General features: G+C 64.6%; 16 protein-coding genes. 7 read left to right on the top strand and 9 right to left on the bottom strand.

Annotated elements, in window-relative coordinates; translation table 11 throughout:
- From AC0L2H_RS00890 to AC0L2H_RS00875, 4 genes are all read right to left on the bottom strand, one after another.
- Entirely contained in the window at nt 1–2,088 is a 2,088-nt protein-coding gene (locus AC0L2H_RS00890; RefSeq protein WP_473588423.1) for a hypothetical protein, read from the bottom strand.
- 63 nt (nt 2,089–2,151) lie between these two features.
- Nucleotides 2,152–4,974: a DUF4159 domain-containing protein gene (locus tag AC0L2H_RS00885; protein ID WP_473588422.1), complete on the bottom strand. Its 2,823-nt coding sequence runs from the start codon at nt 4,972–4,974 to the stop codon at nt 2,152–2,154.
- Nucleotides 4,971–5,936 carry a DUF58 domain-containing protein gene (locus AC0L2H_RS00880; protein WP_473588421.1) on the bottom strand — a complete coding sequence of 322 codons (966 nt, stop codon included), beginning with the start codon at nt 5,934–5,936 and terminating at the stop codon, nt 4,971–4,973. Before AC0L2H_RS00880 ends, AC0L2H_RS00885 begins: the two co-directional genes overlap by 4 nt.
- Entirely contained in the window at nt 5,936–6,940 is a 1,005-nt protein-coding gene (locus tag AC0L2H_RS00875; protein ID WP_473588420.1) for an AAA family ATPase, read from the bottom strand. Before AC0L2H_RS00875 ends, AC0L2H_RS00880 begins: the two co-directional genes overlap by 1 nt.
- Nucleotides 6,941–7,087: 147 nt before the next feature.
- Between AC0L2H_RS00875 and AC0L2H_RS00870 the strand changes: the two genes are divergently transcribed.
- Genes AC0L2H_RS00870 through AC0L2H_RS00860 form a run of 3 tightly spaced genes read left to right on the top strand, consistent with a single transcriptional unit; the run spans nt 7,088 to nt 9,614 of the window.
- Nucleotides 7,088–7,717 carry a DUF1285 domain-containing protein gene (locus tag AC0L2H_RS00870; RefSeq protein WP_473588863.1) on the top strand — a complete coding sequence of 210 codons (630 nt, stop codon included), beginning with the start codon at nt 7,088–7,090 and terminating at the stop codon, nt 7,715–7,717.
- Complete coding sequence (locus tag AC0L2H_RS00865) at nt 7,717–8,349, top strand: CoA pyrophosphatase (RefSeq protein ID WP_473588419.1); 633 nt, start codon at nt 7,717–7,719, stop codon at nt 8,347–8,349. The genes AC0L2H_RS00870 and AC0L2H_RS00865 overlap by 1 nt, the downstream gene beginning before the upstream one ends.
- Nucleotides 8,346–9,614, top strand: coding sequence for a CCA tRNA nucleotidyltransferase (locus AC0L2H_RS00860; RefSeq protein WP_473588418.1), 1,269 nt, complete (start codon nt 8,346–8,348; stop codon nt 9,612–9,614). Before AC0L2H_RS00865 ends, AC0L2H_RS00860 begins: the two co-directional genes overlap by 4 nt.
- 6 nt (nt 9,615–9,620) lie before the next feature.
- On the opposite strand, the gene AC0L2H_RS00855 is transcribed toward AC0L2H_RS00860, so the two are convergent.
- The 3 genes from AC0L2H_RS00855 to hemF form a co-directional block, all read right to left on the bottom strand.
- Complete coding sequence (locus AC0L2H_RS00855) at nt 9,621–9,806, bottom strand: DUF1059 domain-containing protein (protein WP_097572344.1); 186 nt, start codon at nt 9,804–9,806, stop codon at nt 9,621–9,623.
- A gap of 193 nt (nt 9,807–9,999) precedes the next feature.
- Nucleotides 10,000–10,260, bottom strand: coding sequence for a DUF1344 domain-containing protein (locus AC0L2H_RS00850; protein ID WP_107649744.1), 261 nt, complete (start codon nt 10,258–10,260; stop codon nt 10,000–10,002).
- A gap of 249 nt (nt 10,261–10,509) precedes the next feature.
- On the bottom strand, nt 10,510–11,370 hold the full coding sequence (gene hemF / locus AC0L2H_RS00845; protein ID WP_473588862.1) for an oxygen-dependent coproporphyrinogen oxidase: 861 nt from the start codon (nt 11,368–11,370) through the stop codon (nt 10,510–10,512).
- A 325-nt stretch (nt 11,371–11,695) separates the two neighbouring features.
- Here hemF and AC0L2H_RS00840 point away from each other — a divergent pair, with 325 nt between their 5' ends.
- Nucleotides 11,696–11,953 carry a hypothetical protein gene (locus AC0L2H_RS00840; protein ID WP_008877705.1) on the top strand — a complete coding sequence of 86 codons (258 nt, stop codon included), beginning with the start codon at nt 11,696–11,698 and terminating at the stop codon, nt 11,951–11,953.
- An 84-nt stretch (nt 11,954–12,037) separates the two neighbouring features.
- Here the strand turns inward: AC0L2H_RS00840 and soxR are convergent, their stop codons facing one another.
- A complete protein-coding gene (gene soxR / locus AC0L2H_RS00835; protein WP_473588417.1) occupies nt 12,038–12,484 on the bottom strand; it encodes a redox-sensitive transcriptional activator SoxR in 447 nt (148 codons plus the stop codon).
- A 187-nt stretch (nt 12,485–12,671) separates the two neighbouring features.
- Nucleotides 12,672–13,130 carry a tRNA (cytidine(34)-2'-O)-methyltransferase gene (locus AC0L2H_RS00830; protein WP_473588416.1) on the bottom strand — a complete coding sequence of 153 codons (459 nt, stop codon included), beginning with the start codon at nt 13,128–13,130 and terminating at the stop codon, nt 12,672–12,674.
- A 563-nt stretch (nt 13,131–13,693) separates the two neighbouring features.
- Here AC0L2H_RS00830 and AC0L2H_RS00825 point away from each other — a divergent pair.
- The 3 genes from AC0L2H_RS00825 to AC0L2H_RS00815 are packed head-to-tail and all read left to right on the top strand — an operon-like array spanning nt 13,694 to nt 17,892.
- A complete protein-coding gene (locus tag AC0L2H_RS00825) occupies nt 13,694–14,089 on the top strand; it encodes a hypothetical protein (protein WP_473588415.1) in 396 nt (131 codons plus the stop codon).
- A 31-nt stretch (nt 14,090–14,120) separates the two neighbouring features.
- Nucleotides 14,121–16,001: an ABC transporter ATP-binding protein gene (locus tag AC0L2H_RS00820; protein WP_473588861.1), complete on the top strand. Its 1,881-nt coding sequence runs from the start codon at nt 14,121–14,123 to the stop codon at nt 15,999–16,001.
- A 10-nt stretch (nt 16,002–16,011) separates the two neighbouring features.
- Nucleotides 16,012–17,892: an ABC transporter ATP-binding protein gene (locus AC0L2H_RS00815; RefSeq protein ID WP_473588414.1), complete on the top strand. Its 1,881-nt coding sequence runs from the start codon at nt 16,012–16,014 to the stop codon at nt 17,890–17,892.

Genomic DNA, 17,892 nt, shown 5'->3' with positions numbered 1-17,892 from the left:
CTATCTTCCCTCGCGGTACCACATCGAGCCCATGGCCAGCAGCAGCAGGCCGAGGCCGAGGAAGCCGCCGAACAGCGGCACACGCGAGACGGCCTTCAGCACGCTGTCGTCGGTGGTGCGCAAGCCGATCCAGTCGTTGCCGGCCGCCGCGCCCGAGGAGCGGACCGGGACGATCGAAGGCAGCGTCACGCCGCTGGCGAGACCGCCGAGCGTCGATGGCTGAGCCAGCCGGCGCACGCTGCCGCCGGTGGCTTCCGCCGGCGCTTTCAGCCGGTTCTCGGTGGAGATGACGTCGGAGAATTCCGGCGCGTTGACCGGGCCGACATGGGCAAGCGCGGTCAAATTGCCGTTGCCGACCTGATAGAGGCCGATCTCGTTGGTTTCGATGCTGCCGAGGAAAACGCCGGGCTCGGATTTTTCGAGCTTGACGATCAGCGCCTTGCCGGAGGGCGTGATGACCTGCGCCGAGCCGGGGTCGTCGCTCATCGTCTGGCGGCGGATTTCCAGCACCATGCCGCGGCCTTCGGCGGTCAGCCGCTCCTCCTCAAGTTCAGGCTCCTTCATCAGCCAGTGGGCGATGCGCCGGTAGAGCTGGACGTGCGGGCCGCCGCCCTCGTAGCCGCGTGCCCACAGCCAGCCCTGATCGGACAGAAGCATGCCGACGCGGCCTTCGCCTTTGCGGTCGAGCAAAAGCAGCGGCCGGTTGTCGGCGCCCTTCATCACCACTTCGCCCTCCGGGTTCTCGACGCCGATGGTGCGGAACCAGCGGCTCCAGTGCGGCGGGTCGGTTGCCGAGCCGTCGAGCCCGCGCGTCACCGGATGGCGCTGGCCAAGGTCGGTGAGGCGCGGATAAAAGGCCTTGTCGACGACCTCACCGGTCGGCATCGCCGGCAGCGCCGCCATTAGAGGCGTGCGGGCAATGGAGCTTTCGCCGGCATATTCAGGTCCGGCAGCGATCAGCAACGCGCCGCCCTTTTCGACATATTCGGCGATGTAGTCGTAGTAGAGGATCGGCAGCACGTCGCGGTGCTGATAGCGGTCGAAGATGATCAGGTCGAAATCCTTGATCCTCTCGACGAAAAGTTCGCGCGTCGGAAAGGCGATCAGCGACAATTCATTGATCGGCGTGCCGTCCTGCTTTTCCGGCGGCCGCAGAATGGTGAAGTGAACGAGATCGACCGATGCGTCGGATTTCAGGAGGTTGCGCCAGGTGCGCTCGCCGGCATGCGGCTCGCCGGAGACGAGCAGCACACGCAAATTCTCGCGGATACCGTCGACCAGTGCGATGGCGCGGTTGTTGGTGTCGGTCAGTTCACCCGGCTCGGGGTCGATGGCGAGTTCGATGATGTTGCGGCCGGCGCCGGGGATGGTCACCTGCAACGGCATGGCCTGGCCGATGGTGGCTTGCTCGACCGCAACCTGCTCGCCATTGACCGAGACGCGGACATCGACCTGGCCGGCCTGGTTACCGGTGGCGATGACGCGATAGGTCATGTCGAGCGGCTTGCCGACCAGGCCGAAGCGCGGCGCGTTCTCGAAGCGGATGCGGCGATCCTTCTCGTGGTCGTTGCCGGTGATCAGCGCGTGCAGCGGAGCGTTGAAGTCGGGGGCGCCGGCCGGCGCATCGTGCACCTCGCCGTCGGTGATCATGATGGAGCCGCCGATGCGCGAAGGCGGCACGTCGCGGAAAGCGCCTTCAAGTGCTGTGAACAGCCTGGTTTCGGTGCGCTCGTCGGCGGCTTCCGACTTCCCGGCCTCGACGACGCGCACGTCGAACTGCTTGAAGCGGGCGAGGCGCTGTTGAAGCCCGGCAAGCGCCTCGTCGGTCTGCCTGGTGCGCTCGCCGATGTCCTGGCTCTGGCTGCGGTCGACGATGACGGCGACGACGCTCTTCAGAGCCTCGCGCTCCTCGTCGAGGAACACCGGGTTGATGAGGGCAGCGCCCAATGCGAGCAGGGCGGCGAAACGGAAGACCGAGCCGCGCTGGCGAAACCACAAGCCGACCAGCGCCAGCAGCAACAGCGGCGCCAGCACGGCAACGAGCAGCGGCCAGGAGATGAGCGGTTCGAGGGAGAGCGACCAGTTCATGTCTTACCGTCCCCCATTTGGGGAGGGTTGATCCGCGTAGGGAGCGCAACAAAGAGCGTCATCTTACTGCCCCAGCCGTTCGAGCAGCACCGGCACATGCACCTGGTCGGATTTGTAGTTGCCGGTCAGCATGTACATCATGATGTTGACGCCGGCGCGCAGCGCATAGATGCGCTGCATCGGGTCCGACGGCACGGTCGGCAAAAGCGGGTCGCCATTCTCGTCGACCGCCCAGGCGCCGGCGAAGTCATTGGCGGTGATCATGATCGGCGAGACGCCGTCGCCGGTACGCACCGGGCGGTTCTCGGTGTTGCTGGCTTCGAGCGAGGCCGCGACCCAGAGCGGGCTGCCGGCGAAGCGGCCGGGAAACTCGGGCAGGATGTAGAAGGATTTGGTCAGCACGTGGTCCGATGGCACCGGCTCCAGTGGTGGCACGTTGAGATTGCCGAGGATGTCGCGCAGCCGCTCCGTCGCCGGGCTGGTCGAATCGGCGCCGATGCCATTGGCGAACTGGTCGCGCGTGTCGAACAAAACCGTGCCGCCCTGCTGCATATAGGCGTCGATGCGGGCGATCGCCGCCTCGCTCGGCATCGCGGCGGTGGGGTCGATCGGCCAGTAGATTAGCGGATAGAAGGACAGTTCGTCCCTGGAGATGTCGACGCCGGCCGGCGCGCCGGGTTCGAGCGCTGTCTTCTCGATCAGGAAGCGGGTCAGGCCTTCGAGCCCGGCGCGGCTGATCGAATCGACACCCGGCTCGCCGGTCAGCACATAGGCGATCCGGGTCTTCGAAATGTCCTCGATCGCCTGGCTGTCGCCAGGTTTGGCATCGTCGGCGCGGGCGACGTCGGGGTGGCCGAGCAAGGCGCCGAGCGCAATCAGCAGGGCGCCCGCGGTTGCCGCGGCCCGCGTACGGCGCGGCCGGCGCGAAAACAGGCCGCCCATCCAGAACACCGCCAGCGTGTCGAGCACCATCAGAGCCAGGGCCGCCGCCACCAGCGGACCTTTCAGATCGTGCGATTCGTCGACGGCGTACTGAATGGTGGTGACCGGCACGGTGATCTCGGGGCGGACCAGCGGTGCGAAGGTGCTTTCGGCATTTAGCAGATTGTGGGCAAAGACGCCGGTTTCGGAACCGTAGAGGCCGGGCGGGTTTTCGAACGTCACCGGCAGTGGTCCGGCGCCCGGCACCAGCGGCCGTGCATCGGGCGTTGGCGGCACCAGTGTGCCGTCGGCCGATATCATGCGGTAGGGCGTCAGCGATGTGGCCGCGGCCTCGGCATTGGCGACCGCCGCGCCCTGGTTGCGCGACAGTTGCACGATGCGTCGCAGCATCTCGACGAAGCTGCCGGAGATCGGCAGGCTCGACCACGTCGCTTCCGGCGTGACATGGAACAGGACCAGCGTGCCCTTGCCCTTTTTCAGCCCGGTCACCAACGGCGTGCCGTCGGCCAGTGTCGCCCAGCTGCGCTCGACGATGTCGGGCGTCGGCTCAGCCAGGACTTGCCTGGTGACGGTCACCTCGGCGGGCGGCGCAAGGTCGGCGAAGGGGCCGGTCTTCGGAAATTCCGTGACCGGCTGCGGGGTCGTCCATGACAGCGCGCCCCCGAGCGAGCGTTCACCGGTGCGCAAGCGGACCGGCAGCAGGTCGTCGTCGTTGCCGGCGGCGGCCAGCCGCGAGCCGGCGAAGCGCACCAGCGTGCCGCCATTGTCGACCCACTCGACTAGCCTTTGCCGCGCCTGCTCGGGAATGGTGCCGATATCGGCCATGACGATCATCGCCGGCTTCTGGTCGAGGAGCTGCGGGATGGCGTCGGCAAGGTCGGCGCTCGATGGTTCGACCAGATCGGCGAAGGGCTGCAACGCGCGTCTGATGTAGTAGAGCGGCGACAGAAGCGGCTGCGCCTGATCGGCCTCGGCCTGCGACAGGAGCCCTACACGGCGGCGCTTGGAATTCTCGTCGAGCACGCGCACGGCGCCGGCCTGGCGCTCGCCGTCGAGCGCGATCGAGGCGAAGTCGTTGCGCAGTTCGAACGGCACGGCCATCGTGCCGGTGGCGGTGGCCTCGCCCGGCGCGAAGGTCAAGGTCGCGTCGGCGATGCGGCGGCCCTTGTCGTCAAAGGCGCCTGCGGTCACCTGCGCCGGCGCCGGGTCGCCCGGCGCGCGGATCGCGGTCAGCGCAAAGCCGTCGACCTGGTTGTCGGCGCCGGTCAGCCCGGTCAATGTCAGCCGGTCGGATACGGCCCAGACGACACGGGCCGCGTTCTTCGACAGAAGCGTGTTGAAGGCGGCCTCGTCGCCTTTCGCCGCCAGACCGTCGGCGAGTACGGCAACGCTGGTGCCCGGCAAGCTCTCCAGGGTCGCCGCGACGCGGGCATAGACGGCCGGACGGTCGGTCGGGATCGGTCGCGGCTTGGCCGCACGCAGCCTGTCGAGGGCGGCAGCGGCGTCGAAGGGGCCGATCTCGGCATTCGGCTTTTCGGCGGTGAAGGCGATGATGACCGGCACGCCATTGGATCCGGCATCGGCGATCAGCCGCTCGGCGGTGGCGACGCGCTTGCCCCAGTCGGCGGCACTGGCCCAGTCATTGTCGATGACCAGCGCCAGCGCAGCGCCTTCGGCCGGCAATTTTTCGCGTGGATTGAAGACCGGTTCGGCAAGGGCCGCGACGACCAGGGCCGCCATCAACAGCCGGAGCAGCGTCAGCCACCACGGGCTCTGATGCGGCGTTTCCTCGCGCTTCAGCACGCGGGCCAGGATCTTCAGCGGCGGGAAGGTTTCGGTCTGCGGCTTGGGCGGCGTAAGCCGCAACAGCCACCAGATCACCGGCAATGCCAGGAGGCCCCACAGCACCATGGGCGCGCCGAAGGAGAGCGGCAGCCAGCTCATGCGCCGATCCTCCCGGCACGACCGTCGGCGGTCAGTCCGGCACGACCACCATCGGCGGTCAGCCTGGCATGACCGCCATCAGCGGTCATCGCCATGTGGATGCGCACCAGCGCCTCGGAGGCGAGGCGGTCGGTGTGGTTGACGGTGAAGCTCCAGCCAAGCCGCTTGCACCAGCCGGCCAGCTCCTGGCGGCGGGCGCTGTAGAGCAGGCGGTATTCATCGCCCAGCGTTTCGGCGCGGCCGGCGGTCAGCTTTTCGCCGGTCTCGGGATCGGTGAATTCGGTGCGGCCGGCATAGGGGAAGGTCTCTTCGGCCGGGTCGGCGACTTCGATCAGATGGGCGCGCACGCCATGGCGGGCGAGCACGTCGAGCCAGGCCATGGTGTCCTCGACCGGATCGAGGAAATCGCTGACGAGGACAATGTCACAAAAGCGGCGGATGCCGGAAAGATCCGGCTTTGCCGGCAGGTTGGGCGCATGGGCGAGTTGGGTGGCAATACGCTCGGCGCCGTTGCGGGCGGTGAACGGGTCGGTCAGGCCAGGCCAGGCGATGCGCTCGCCGCTGCGCGACAGGAGCTCGGCCATGGCCAGCGTCAGCACCAGCGCGCGCGATTCCTTCGAGACGGTCGCCCCGGTCGATTTGTAGAGCATGGACGGCGAAGGGTCGGCCCACAGCCACACCGTATGGGCGGCTTCCCATTCGCGGTCGCGCACATAGGTGTGGTCGTCACGGGCCGAGCGGCGCCAGTCGATGCGCGAGGAATCACCTTCGACATAGGGCCGGAACTGCCAGAAATTCTCACCGATGCCGCGCTTGCGACGGCCGTGCCAGCCGGCGATCACCGTGTTGACGATGCGGCGCGCCTCGACCAGCAGGTCCGGCACCAGCGAGGCCCGCAACCGGCCACGGGCGAGCGCGTCGCGCGTCGCAGCCGGTGCCTGGACCTCGCCTATGCGCCCCATCAGATGCCTTTTGCCAGTTTCGCCACCACGTCGCGCACAGTGGTGCCTTCGGCGCGAGCCGCGAAGGTCAGCGCCATGCGGTGTTGCAGCACCGGCTCGGCCAGCGCCCTGATATCGTCGACCGACGGCGCCAACCGTCCATCATACAGGGCGCGGGCGCGGGCGCACAGGGTCAGCGCCTGACTGGCGCGCGGACCTGGGCCCCAGGCGACATGCTTGTCGGTTTCGGCATCGCCCTGGCCGGGACGCGCCGAGCGTACCAGCTTGAGGATCGCCTCGACGACGCTTTCCGGCACCGGCATGCGGCGGATCAGGGTCTGGATCTCCTTCAGCCGTGCCGGCTCCAGCACGTTCTGCGCCTTCGCATCCTCGACGCCGGTGGTCTCAAGCAGGATGCGGCGCTCCGCTTCGATATCGGGATAGAGGATGTCCACCTGCATCAGGAAACGGTCGAGTTGCGCCTCTGGCAGCGGGTAGGTGCCTTCCTGCTCCAGCGGGTTCTGCGTCGCCAGCACGTGGAAGGGCGCCGGCAGGTCATAGCGGGCGCCGGCGATGGTGACATGGTATTCCTGCATCGACTGCAGCAGCGCCGACTGGGTGCGCGGCGAGGCGCGGTTAATCTCGTCGGCCATCAAAAGCTGCGCGAAGATCGGTCCGGAGATGAAGCGGAAGGAGCGCTTGCCGAATTCATCCTGCTCCATCACCTCGGAGCCGAGAATGTCGGACGGCATCAGATCGGGCGTGAACTGGATACGGCGCGAATCGAGGCCGAGCACGATGCCCAGCGTCTCGACCAGCTTGGTCTTGGCGAGGCCAGGCACGCCGACCAGCAGGGCGTGGCCGCCGGCCAGAAGCGCCACCAGCGTGCGCTCGACGACACTTTCCTGGCCGAAGATGACGCGGCCAACGCCATCGCGAACCCTGGAAATGTCGGCCAGCGCCTTCTCGGCATCGGCGATCATGTCCTTTTCGCTGATCGGGCTTTCCTTGATCATCACGCTCATGCAGCATCGATCCTTCTGGTTGGAAATACCGGCTTGCACCTCACAGTGCCGCAGAATGCCGCGATTCGGCCTCGCGTGGCGTGCCTCTTTGAACTTAAATCACAGACTTAGGCTGACAAGCGCAACAACAGTGACTATTTCGTGACCATGACGGAACGCATCGATCTTCGCCAGGACAGTCTGACGGCCGCCACCGAGGCGCGGGGGCTGGAAGCGCTCGTCTCCCGCGCGACCCGCGCCGGCAAGGGTCCGGCACCGGTGGAGCGCTGGAATCCGGCCTTCTGCGGCGATCTCGACATGGAGATCAGGCAGGACGGCACCTGGTTTTACCTGGGTACGCCGATCGGCCGCATGCCGCTGGTGCAGCTTTTTTCCTCGGTGCTGCGCAAGGACGAAGACGGCAGGACCTATCTGGTAACGCCGGTGGAAAGGGTCGGGATCCGTGTCGTCGATGCGCCCTTCATTGCCGTGGAGATGGATGTTTCCGGCAGCGGCGATGGACGGATCATCACTTTCCGCACCAATGTCGGCGATGTGGTCGAGGCCGGTCCGGGCAATCCACTGCGCTTCGTCGACGAGGATGCGACCGGCGGCCTGAAACCCTATGTTCTGGTGCGCGGGCGTCTGGAAGCGCTGGTGGCGCGGCCGGTGATGTATGAGCTGGTCGAACATGGCGAAGAGATCGAGATCGGCGGCAGGACGATGTTCGCCGTGCGCTCGAAGGGCGAGGTCTACCCGATCATGTCGGCCGAAAAACTCAATCGGTTGAGCGCGTGATGGACCAGGTGACGCCAACGCCGTTTTCCGCCGAGGATTTTCGAGCCCGCGTTGCGGCACAGCCGCAAGCTCATGCCTCCGACGATTTCGGCGACCATCGCTTCAACCCTGGTCATCCCAGGATGAAGCAGGTCAAGGCGCTGCGCGATGCCGCCGTGCTGATCCCGGTGGTCGATCACGGTCGCGACGCCACGGTTCTGCTTACCAAGCGTGCCGAAAAGCTGCGCAATCATTCGGGGCAGGTGGCCTTTCCCGGCGGCACGATCGATGCGACCGATCCTAGCCCGGAAGCGGCGGCCCTGCGCGAGACCTTCGAGGAGATCGGCATCGGCCAGGACTGGATAGAGATCATCGGCCGCATGCCCGATTATGTCGCCGGCAGTGGCTATCGCATCGCTCCGGTGCTGGCAATGGTGCGGCCGGGATTTTCCCTGACCCTGAATTCCGACGAGGTCGACGCCGCCTTCGAAGTGCCGCTGCGCTTCCTGATGGACCCGGCCAACCATACCAGGGACAGCCGCATGTGGAACGATCTCGAATGGTTCTTCTACGAGATGCCCTACGGCGGCCAGCGCATCTGGGGCGTCACCGCCGGCATCATCCGCACGCTCTATGAGAGGCTCTATCCGTGAGCGGCCGCGTGTCCCTCGCGGGCAGGGCCGACTGGCTCGGCGACAAGCATCTGCAGCGCCTGCTGGCTATATTGGCGGAGGGCGGCGAGGAGGCGCGTGTCGCGGGCGGCGCGGTGCGCAACACGCTCATCGGCCAGTCGGTTGCCGACATCGACATTGCCACCACCTGCCTGCCGGCTGAGACCATCCGCCGGGCCGAGGCGGCGGGCTACAAGGCGGTGCCGACCGGCATCGAGCACGGCACCATAACAGTCGTCGCTGGGGGGAAACCTTATGAAGTCACCACTTTGCGCGCCGACATCGAGACCGACGGGCGGCGCGCCAAGGTTTCGTTCGGGCGCGACTGGAAGGCCGACGCGGAGCGGCGGGATTTCACCATCAACGCGCTCTATGCCGAAGCCAACGGCACGGTCATCGATCTGGTCGGCGGCATCGCCGACATCGAAGGGCGCCGGCTGCGCTTCATCGGCGATCCGGAAGCCCGCATCCGCGAGGATTATCTGCGCATCCTGCGCTTCTTCCGCTTCTTCGCCTGGTATGGCGACGGCCGGCCGGATGCCGAAGGGCTGAAGGCCTGCGCCCGGCTCAAGGAAGGGCTCGGCCAGCTTTCGGCCGAGCGCATCTGGTCCGAACTGAAGAAGTTCCTGTCGGCGCCGGATCCGTCTCGCGCCTTGCTGTGGATGCGCCAGGCCAGCGTGTTGACCAGCGTCCTGCCGGAGAGCGAGAAATGGGGCATCGACGCCATTCACGGACTGACCAGGACCGAAAAGGATCTGGGTTGGGTGCCAGATCCACTGCTCAGGCTGGAAGCGATCGTGCCGCCGGACGCCCAGCGCATGAAGACGCTCGCCGAACGGCTGAAATTCTCCGGCGGCGAGGCTGAGCGCCTGAGGGTGTGGGCGCAGACGGGCGCCATCGAGCCGAGGATCAGCGAAGCGGAACTCGCCAAGAAACTCTACCGTGGCGGCCGGCAAGGTTTTGTCGATCGTCTGCGGCTGTCGCTCGCTTCCGCTCGGGTACGTGCGGTCGAGGACAATGACGCGCTGCTCGAAGCCGGTGGCTTTTCGCGCCTGCTTGCCTACGCCGGAAAATGGCAAAAGCCGGACTTTCCGCTCAAGGGCGCCGATCTGACGGCACTTGGCGCGTCGCCGGGACCGAAACTCGGCGAGACCCTGAAAAACCTCGAAAAGGAATGGGTCGAGTCCGGCTTTGCGCTCGACCGCGGCGCGCTGCTCAAGCGTGCCGCGAAAGCGCTTGAGATCTAAGCTGGGTCAAGCCGCGTCGCGGACCTTCTGGATGCGCGAACGGATCGCCTCGATCATCGTCTCGCGGATGGTCGTTTCGCCATGCGTCTCGCGCATATGCTCGACGGCGCGGCGCATGACTTCGGCTTCTTCATCGGCGCGTGTGTGCCATTCGCAGCCGGGAACGAGCGACCCGCATTGAAATTCCTTCATTGGCTCTCTCCCTTCTCGTTGAAGGACTAGCATAACACATCTCGGCGGATTCAGTTGCATGGCAGCGCCGGGCATCCGAAGGATCAGTAAGAAAGGGCGGAGCAGCGCTGCTCCGCCCCCTTACGCTACCCCGGAGACAAGACTGTGTCTTGCTCTCGGAGACAAGACCACGTCTTGCTCGGCGGTCAGGCCATCACTTCACGATCTTGACTGCCTCGGCAACTTTGTGCTTGCCGCTCATGTCCCAGGAAACGCGGACCTTTTCGCCGGCCTTCAGGCCAGGATCCTTGAAGGTCTTGGGCAGCGTAAAGGTAGATCCGTCATCCAGAACAAGGCTCATGGCCGTTCCATCATAGGTCTTGACCGTGCCCGTGATGTGTTTGACCGCGGCGAAGGCGGCGCCACCAGAGGCGAGAACGGCGGCAGCCGCGGCCGTCATAATAAGCTTGCGCATGGCATGCTCTCCTGGAAAATGAGGGCACCCGTTTGGGCAGGTGCCCACTCAATCATGGGCCGTCCGGTCGCGTCGGGTCGCGGTTCCAGAGGAGGAGAGAACCGCCGGCGTTTCCCGGCCCGGAAACGACAAATAATCCAAATATTTCAATTGTGTATTAGACGAAAAAGATATTCGCGGCGCCACATTCCCCGCCAAAATCAGGCGAATGGGACATGAATGCGGTTTCACGCTCCGCTCACCATTTTTTTACGGCCACCTTACTTCCGGCGGCAGGCTGGACAGGATCGACGCGACATTGCCGCCGGTCTTCAGTCCGAAGATGGTGCCGCGATCGTGAAGCAAGTTGAATTCGACATAGCGGCCACGGCGAATGAGTTGCTCGTCGCGGTCGCCGTCGGTCCAGTTGTCGTTGAAGTTGGCGCGAACGAGATGTCCGTAGACGACGAGAAAAGATCGCCCGACATCCTGGACGAAGTTGAAGTCGGCGTCCCAGCCGCCCTTGTCCTCGCCCGAATGCAGCCAGTCGAAAAAAATGCCGCCGGTGCCGCGCGGCTCGTTGCGATGCGGCAAGAAGAAATACTCGTCGCACCAGGCCTTGAATTTCGCGTAATCGGCGACGCCGGCATTCTTCTCGCAGGCGAATTGCATGGCCCGATGGAAGGCCAGTGTATCGGGGTCGTCCTGGACACGGCGGCGGTCGAGCACCGGCGTCAGGTCGGCGCCGCCGCCGAACCAATGGCGCGAGGTGACGACCATGCGCGTGTTCATGTGGACCGCGGGCACGTTGGGGTTCCAGGGATGGGCGATCAGCGAAATGCCGCTCGCCCAGAAGCTGGGGTCTTCCTCGGCGCCCGGCATCTGCTTCCTGAATTCCGGCGAGAATTCGCCATGGACGGTCGAGGTGTGGACGCCGACCTTCTCGAAGACACGGCCATGCATCATCGACATGGTGCCGCCGCCGCCGCGGCCTTCGTCGCGCTCCCACGGCGTCTTCGCGAAACGGCCGGGCGACCATGAGGCCAGCGGTCCCTGCAGATCCTGCTCGACCTGCTCGAAGGCTGCACAAATGCGCTCGCGCAGCGTCTCGAACCACAGCCTGGCCTTCATCTTCTTCTGTTCTATGTCGGCCGGCAGCCCCACGGGTATTTCAGGTCGTTCCAAATGCTGTCTCCAGTTGCAGCCGACAAAAGACCTAGTGGAGTGAATTTGACATTTGCACACCGCATGGCACAGGGCACGATGCAAATGTCAAATTCGAAAACTCCACTAGAAACATAAACTTGCCAGTGGTCCGTGTGATTCCAACATTCGCAACGGCGCTTGTGGACATGGGAGGCGAATGTTGGAATCGGACCACTAGCCTTTTCCGGGCGCGATCCCTAATCTCTTGGGTGGAAGCGTCAAGTCTGATCAAGGGGCAAGGAGTTCTTTCGTGCGCACCCCGGCAAGACCGCCGCTGGATGGGCTGAAGAAAAGGCTCGATCGTTCGCGCGCCGAGCGCGAGCGCATGCCGCGCGACGGTTTCCTGCGCGAGACCTTCGTGCTGCCGCGCCCCGATGCGCGCCTCAAGGCGCAAGAATGGTTCGAGCGCTTTCCCAAGCAGGCCTACTGGACCGAGATCGAGAGTTGGTTCGAACGGCCGGGCGACGTCATCGAATTCACTATCAGACGGCTACCGGCTGCGGATTGAAGCGCGCCGCGTTCCGCGACTCGCTTCAAGTTGTTGGCGAATGTCGTTATCCCAAAACCGCTGCGCACTTTTGGGCGACAGGCGCTAGCGCGCGACAAGCAGCCGCCTTGCCCCGGTGCCTTCCCTTGCCAGCCGGTCGTCCTTGTTCCTGAGCGGGCATTTGTCGATCGACATGCAGCCGCAGCCGATGCAGTCGGTCAGCCCGTCGCGCAGCTTCTTCAACTGGCTGATCTTTTGATCGAGCCCATCGCGCCAAGCCGTTGAAAGCAGATACCAATCCTCGCGCGTCGGCGTGCGGCCTTCGGGCAGGGATTGAAGCGCTGCACCGATCTCGGCCAGCGAGATGCCAACCTCCTGCGCGATCCTGATGATCGCCACGCGTCTCAGCACGTCGCGGCCATAGCGGCGCTGATTGCCTGGCGTGCGGTGGCTGCGGATCAGCCCGCGCGTCTCGTAGAAATGCAACGCCGATACCGCCACCCCGCTGCGCTGCGCCACTTGACCGACCGTCAATTCCGTTACCGGAGCCATTCGAATTTTCCGCTTGACCTCAAGTTAAGTTGAGCTTGTAACCAAGAAACCCTGGATATGCAAACCGCAGGAGAAGGCGATGTGCGCCTGGGTGAAAATGACAAGAGAGGGCGCGGTCATTGGCCGGGAAGCAGCCGGGGGCCAGAAAGCGGCCGTGGCCGCCACGTCCGCTGATGGCCGGCGAATCCTATCGGAGCTGCCGGATCGCCTCGCCAGCCACCATGGCGACGGAAAGCGCGACATTGATGCTGCGCGCGCCGGGCTGCATCGGGATCGTCAATCGCGCATCAGCCGCCTCGTGGACAGAATCCGGCACACCTGCGGATTCGCGGCCGAACAAGATTATGTCGCTGGCCGCAAAGGCGAAGTCCGTGTAGGCGGTCGCGGCTTTGGTCGACAGCAGCACCAGCCGCCGCGCTTCGCTTCTGCGCCAGTTTTCGAAGGCCTGCCAGTCGACATGCCGGGAAAGCCGCGCCATTTCGAGATAATCCATGCCGGCCCGTTTCAGCGAGCGATCGGAGATCGGGAAGCCGGTCGGTTCGATGATGTCGACATCGAGCCCGAGGCAGGCGGCGAAGCGCAGGATTGTTCCGGTATTGCCGGCGATATCCGGCTGGTAGAGCGCGATGCGGAGACGGTCGTTCATTTCCGCGTCTTCCTAGTGCATGGCCCCGAAAACCGGTTTCGGTTTTCGGAAAGGACCATGCACCAATCCAAGGTGTCAGAGCGTCCTTTGCGCGTCCACTGGACGCGCGGCGCTCTGATAAGTGGCAGATCCGCCACAGGGATTTCGCGGTTTTGGAAATTCCTGGACCTGCGGGTGGCCATTTTCTGCGAAGTCGGGTATGTCAGCTTCATTGTCAACCCAAACCGATGGAGGGGGAATTCATGATGACCATGCACAACCAGCGCCCCTCTCGGGGCCTAGTACGCCCCACGGCGGTTTCGGCACGACGATTCTCCTGATACTTTAAGATTTGATCGCACCGATTCCCGCCGAACCCAGTTTTCGGCCCTCGAAGGAATCCTGCGATGTTTTTCAAACTGCAAAAGGGGCTGAGCGCCCCACCTGAACGTATCCGGACCGATGCTAGCCATCGTGTCCTGACCGACGCAATGCGCGCCGACGTTATCCCTGCCTTTGGCCGAATGCCGGCGGTCGAGCTTGCTTCACCCTTTTTATCGCATCTTCACATGGAGGACGGACCAATGTTCGATCCCTATAAAATACCCGGTTCAAGAAGCCTGCACGAGCGCAAGATGGCGACTTGGGCGCTGCTGATCGGCGAAACCTATTCGTCGGCTGTCCACGCCGAGACGCGCCGGCGTCCGCATCGCGGCATGCTGCCCGATGTCGACTTCTCGCGCGCGGTTCCTGATCACAGTCGTCCTTCGCTGGTGCGCCGCATCATCAGGCTGATCAGGCCGGGCGCGAAGATCCGGGTCGTTGACACCGCGCCGTCAGGATCGTCAAACGAGCCTGTCGGCGAAAAGTCCGCGACACCCTATATTGCGCGAAGCAGGACCGATGGCCCGGGCGATTCCGGGCCGTCGGTCCTTGGCGCCATGCGATCCAGGGACGCTACCCATTCCCGCGCCGCGTGAGCGCAAAAACAGACATATGAGTACCAAGACAATGTTCCGCTGGTTTGAAAAAAGGCTCGATCCGTTCCCTGCCGAGGAACCGGTCGAGCCCCCAAAGACGCTGGTCGCCTTCTGCGTGCACTATACGCGCGGCGCCTGGCCCTACATCATTCTCGATGCGGTGCTGGTGACGGCTATCGCCCTGGCCGAGGTGTGGATGTTCGGCTTCCTCGGCCGGATCGTCGACTGGCTGTCGGCGCAGAACCGCGAGACGTTCCTGCAGACCGAGGGCTGGAAGCTCGCCGGCATGGCCTTCATCGTGGTCTTCGCACTGCCGGCGACCGTCTGGTTCCATTCGCTCCTCAATCAGCAGACGCTGATGGGCAATTATCCGATGCGCATCCGCTGGCAGGTGCATCGCTATCTGCTCAAGCAGTCGATGACCTTCTACCAGGACGAGTTCGCCGGACGCATCGCCACCAAGCTGATGCAGACGGCGCTCGCCGTGCGCGAATGCGTCATCAAGCTCATCGACGTGCTCAACTATGTCGTCGTCTATTTCCTCGGCATGCTGGTCATCGTCGGCTCGGCCGACTGGCGGCTGGCGACGCCGCTCGCCGTCTGGCTTGCCGGTTATATCGGGCTGTTGCGCTTCTTCATCCCGCGGCTGGGCAAGGTCGGCGAGGAGCAGGCCAATGCGCGCTCGACCATGACCGGCCGCGTCGTCGACAGCTACTCCAACATCCAGACGGTCAAGCTGTTCAGCCATGCGCGGCGCGAGGCGTCCTTCGCCAGGGAAGGCATGGCGGGCTTCCTCGATACGGTCTACCGGTCGATGCGGCTGGTGACGGTGCTTTACGGCCTGCTCTACGTCCTCAACTCGCTGCTCCTGTTTTCGGTCACCGCGATCTCGCTGTGGCTGTGGCTCGGTCAGGCGGTGACGATCGGCGCCGTCGCAGTCGTCATCGGCCTGGTGCTCAGGCTGTGGGGCATGTCGCAGTGGATCATGTGGGAGATGTCCGGACTGTTCGAGAACATCGGCACGGTCCAGGACGGTATCGGTTCGATCTCGCTGCCGCGCCTGGTCGAGGACAGGCCCGGCGCCAAGGACATTGCCGTCACCAAGGGCGAGATCCGCTTCGAGGACATCCGCTTCCACTATGGCAAGCAGAAGGGCGTGATCGAGGCCCTGTCGCTGACGGTGAAGCCCGGCGAAAAGGTCGGTATCGTCGGCCGTTCGGGCGCCGGCAAATCGACGCTGGTCAATCTGCTGCTGCGCTTCTACGACCTGGAAGCTGGCCGGATCCTGATCGACGGCCAGGAGATCGCCTCGGTGACGCAGGATTCGCTGCGCGCCCAGATCGGCATGGTCACGCAGGACACCTCGCTGCTGCATCGCTCGGTGCGCGAGAACATCCTTTACGGCCGGCCTGACGCCAGCGAGGAGAAGCTTGTCGAGGCGGCACGCCGCGCCGAGGCGCTGGATTTCATATCGGCACTTGTCGACGCTACTGGCCGCAAGGGTTTCGATGCTCATGTCGGCGACCGCGGCGTCAAATTGTCCGGCGGCCAGCGGCAACGCATCGCCATCGCCCGTGTTATGCTGAAGGACGCACCGATCCTCATTCTCGACGAGGCGACGTCCGCGCTCGATTCAGAGGCCGAGGCGGCCATCCAGGAGAACCTTTACAAGCTCATGCAAGGCAAGACCGTCATCGCCATTGCCCACCGGCTGTCGACCATCGCGGCGATGGACCGGCTCGTCGTCATGGACAAGGGCCATGTCATCGAGGAAGGTTCGCATGAGGAACTCGTCGCCAGCGGCGGCCTCTACGCGCAGCTCTGGCAACGTCAGTCGGGCGGCTTCCTGCTCGACGACGGTCCGGCCCCCGCCGCCAACGATGCCCTTGCCAAGGGTCAAGCCGCAGAATGATGGCCGCCGCATGATGACTGCCGTCTACCGCTGGTTCGAGAACTGGGTCTATCCATTCCTGGAGCCCGCGAATCTTCGGCCACCCCTCAGCGTCGGCGGCTTCCTCTGGCACTATGTCGGGCAGGCGAAATTCGCCTTCTTCGCCATGCTGGTGATCGGTGGCATCGCACCGCTGGTCGAAGCCGGACTGTTCTATTTCGTCGGGAGGCTGGTCGACATACTCGACCAGCTTCCCGAACGCAGCTGGCACGCCCTGTGGACCGCCGCCGGTCCCGAACTGGTTTTCATGGCAGCCGTGGTGCTGGTCATCCGCACCATCGTCGTCGGATTGTCGGCGCTGGTCGACGAGCAGACGATCACGCCGGGCTTCTACAATCTGGTGCGCTGGCAGGCGCACCGCCATGTCTCGCGCCAGTCCTACGCTTTCTTCCAGAACGACTTCGCCGGCCGCATCGCCACCAAGGTCTGGCAGGCGGGACAGGCGACCGGCGACCTGATGGAAAGTTTCATCGAGGTCGTCTGGTTCATGATCGTCTATACGGTGACGACGCTGGCGCTGGTCGCCGGTCTCGATCTGAGGTTGGCGGCCCTGGTGGTGATCTGGATCACCGCCTTTGGCGTCCTAGCCAGGCTCTATGTGCCGGAGATCCGTAAGCATGCCGAAGAAACGGCCGAGGCCGGTTCGATGATCACCGGCCGCATCGTCGATTCCTATTCGAACGTGCAGACGCTGAAACTGTTCTCCGCCGATGGCGACGACCGCTACCTCAGGAGCGGTTTCGACATCTATCTCGACGCGCTTCGCCCGTTCACCCGCCGGCTGACCGGCGTGCGCATGGCGCTGACGACGCTGTCGGGCATCATGATCACTGCTATAGCCTGTTTTGCCGTCTACCTCTGGGTCGAAGGCTCGATCACCGTCGGCGCGGTCGCCTTCACGCTGTCACTGGTGCTGCGGCTCAACATGCTGCTCGGCCGTTTGATGATGCAGCTCAACGGCATCCTGAGGAATCTCGGCGTGTTGGAGAACTCCAAGGCGCTGATCTCGCAGCCGCTCGGCCTGATCGACGCGCCCGACGCGAAAGAGCTGGTCGTAGCCGGCGGACGGATCGAGGTGAAAAATGTCGAGTTTCACTACGGCAAGGGTTTCGGCGTGCTCAATGGCATCGATCTCGTGGTGCGGCCGGGCGAAAAGGTCGGGCTGGTCGGACCGTCCGGCGCCGGCAAGACGACGCTCGCCAACCTGATCCTGCGGCTCTATGACCTCGAGGGCGGGACGATACTTATCGACGGCCAGGACATCTCGAAGGTGACGCAGAACTCGCTGCGCGCCAATATCGGTGTCGTCAGCCAGGATACAGCATTGTTCCACCGCTCGCTGCGCGACAACATCAAGCTCGGCATGCCTGACGCGACCGAGGCGCAAGTGATCGCGGCGGCGAAGAAGGCCGAGGCGCACGAGTTCATCCTGACCTTGCGCGACAATCGCGACCGGCAGGGCTACGAGGCCTTTGTCGGCGAGCGCGGCGTCAAGCTCTCGGGCGGCCAACGCCAGCGCGTGGCGATCGCCCGCGTCTTCCTCAAGGACGCGCCGATCCTGATCCTCGACGAGGCGACCTCGGCGCTCGATTCAGACATCGAGGCGGCCATCCAGGAGAATCTGGCAAGGCTGATGGAGAACAAGACGGTTATCGCCATCGCGCACCGGCTGTCGACCATCGCGGCGCTCGATCGCCTGGTGGTGCTCGATGGCGGCCGCATCGTCGAACAGGGCACGCATGACGAACTGGTGGCGCGGGACGGGCTCTATGCGCGGCTGTGGAAGCGGCAATCCGGCGGCTTCCTGTTCAACGAGGAAAGCGCCCTGGAAGAGACGAGACCGGCGGAGTAA

It is taken from the genome of Mesorhizobium sp. WSM4871 (genome assembly GCF_055811295.1).
Note: the sequence above shows the minus strand (reverse complement) of the source record. Positions and strands in the feature narration are given on the sequence as shown.

What these genes read in the sequence shown, in the direction of transcription:
- AC0L2H_RS00890 (WP_473588423.1), bottom strand. Translation starts at nt 2,088, where the DNA reads ATGAACTGGTCGCTCTCCCTCGAACCGCTCATCTCCTGGCCGCTGCTC.
- AC0L2H_RS00885 (WP_473588422.1), bottom strand. Translation starts at nt 4,974, where the DNA reads ATGAGCTGGCTGCCGCTCTCCTTCGGCGCGCCCATGGTGCTGTGGGGC.
- AC0L2H_RS00880 (WP_473588421.1), bottom strand. Translation starts at nt 5,936, where the DNA reads ATGGGGCGCATAGGCGAGGTCCAGGCACCGGCTGCGACGCGCGACGCG.
- AC0L2H_RS00875 (WP_473588420.1), bottom strand. Translation starts at nt 6,940, where the DNA reads ATGAGCGTGATGATCAAGGAAAGCCCGATCAGCGAAAAGGACATGATC.
- AC0L2H_RS00870 (WP_473588863.1), top strand. Translation starts at nt 7,088, where the DNA reads ATGACGGAACGCATCGATCTTCGCCAGGACAGTCTGACGGCCGCCACC.
- AC0L2H_RS00865 (WP_473588419.1), top strand. Translation starts at nt 7,717, where the DNA reads ATGGACCAGGTGACGCCAACGCCGTTTTCCGCCGAGGATTTTCGAGCC.
- AC0L2H_RS00855 (WP_097572344.1), bottom strand. Translation starts at nt 9,806, where the DNA reads ATGAAGGAATTTCAATGCGGGTCGCTCGTTCCCGGCTGCGAATGGCAC.
- AC0L2H_RS00850 (WP_107649744.1), bottom strand. Translation starts at nt 10,260, where the DNA reads ATGCGCAAGCTTATTATGACGGCCGCGGCTGCCGCCGTTCTCGCCTCT.
- hemF (WP_473588862.1), bottom strand. Translation starts at nt 11,370, where the DNA reads ATGAAGGCCAGGCTGTGGTTCGAGACGCTGCGCGAGCGCATTTGTGCA.
- soxR (WP_473588417.1), bottom strand. Translation starts at nt 12,484, where the DNA reads ATGGCTCCGGTAACGGAATTGACGGTCGGTCAAGTGGCGCAGCGCAGC.
- AC0L2H_RS00830 (WP_473588416.1), bottom strand. Translation starts at nt 13,130, where the DNA reads ATGAACGACCGTCTCCGCATCGCGCTCTACCAGCCGGATATCGCCGGC.
- AC0L2H_RS00825 (WP_473588415.1), top strand. Translation starts at nt 13,694, where the DNA reads ATGTTCGATCCCTATAAAATACCCGGTTCAAGAAGCCTGCACGAGCGC.
- AC0L2H_RS00820 (WP_473588861.1), top strand. Translation starts at nt 14,121, where the DNA reads ATGTTCCGCTGGTTTGAAAAAAGGCTCGATCCGTTCCCTGCCGAGGAA.
- AC0L2H_RS00815 (WP_473588414.1), top strand. Translation starts at nt 16,012, where the DNA reads ATGATGACTGCCGTCTACCGCTGGTTCGAGAACTGGGTCTATCCATTC.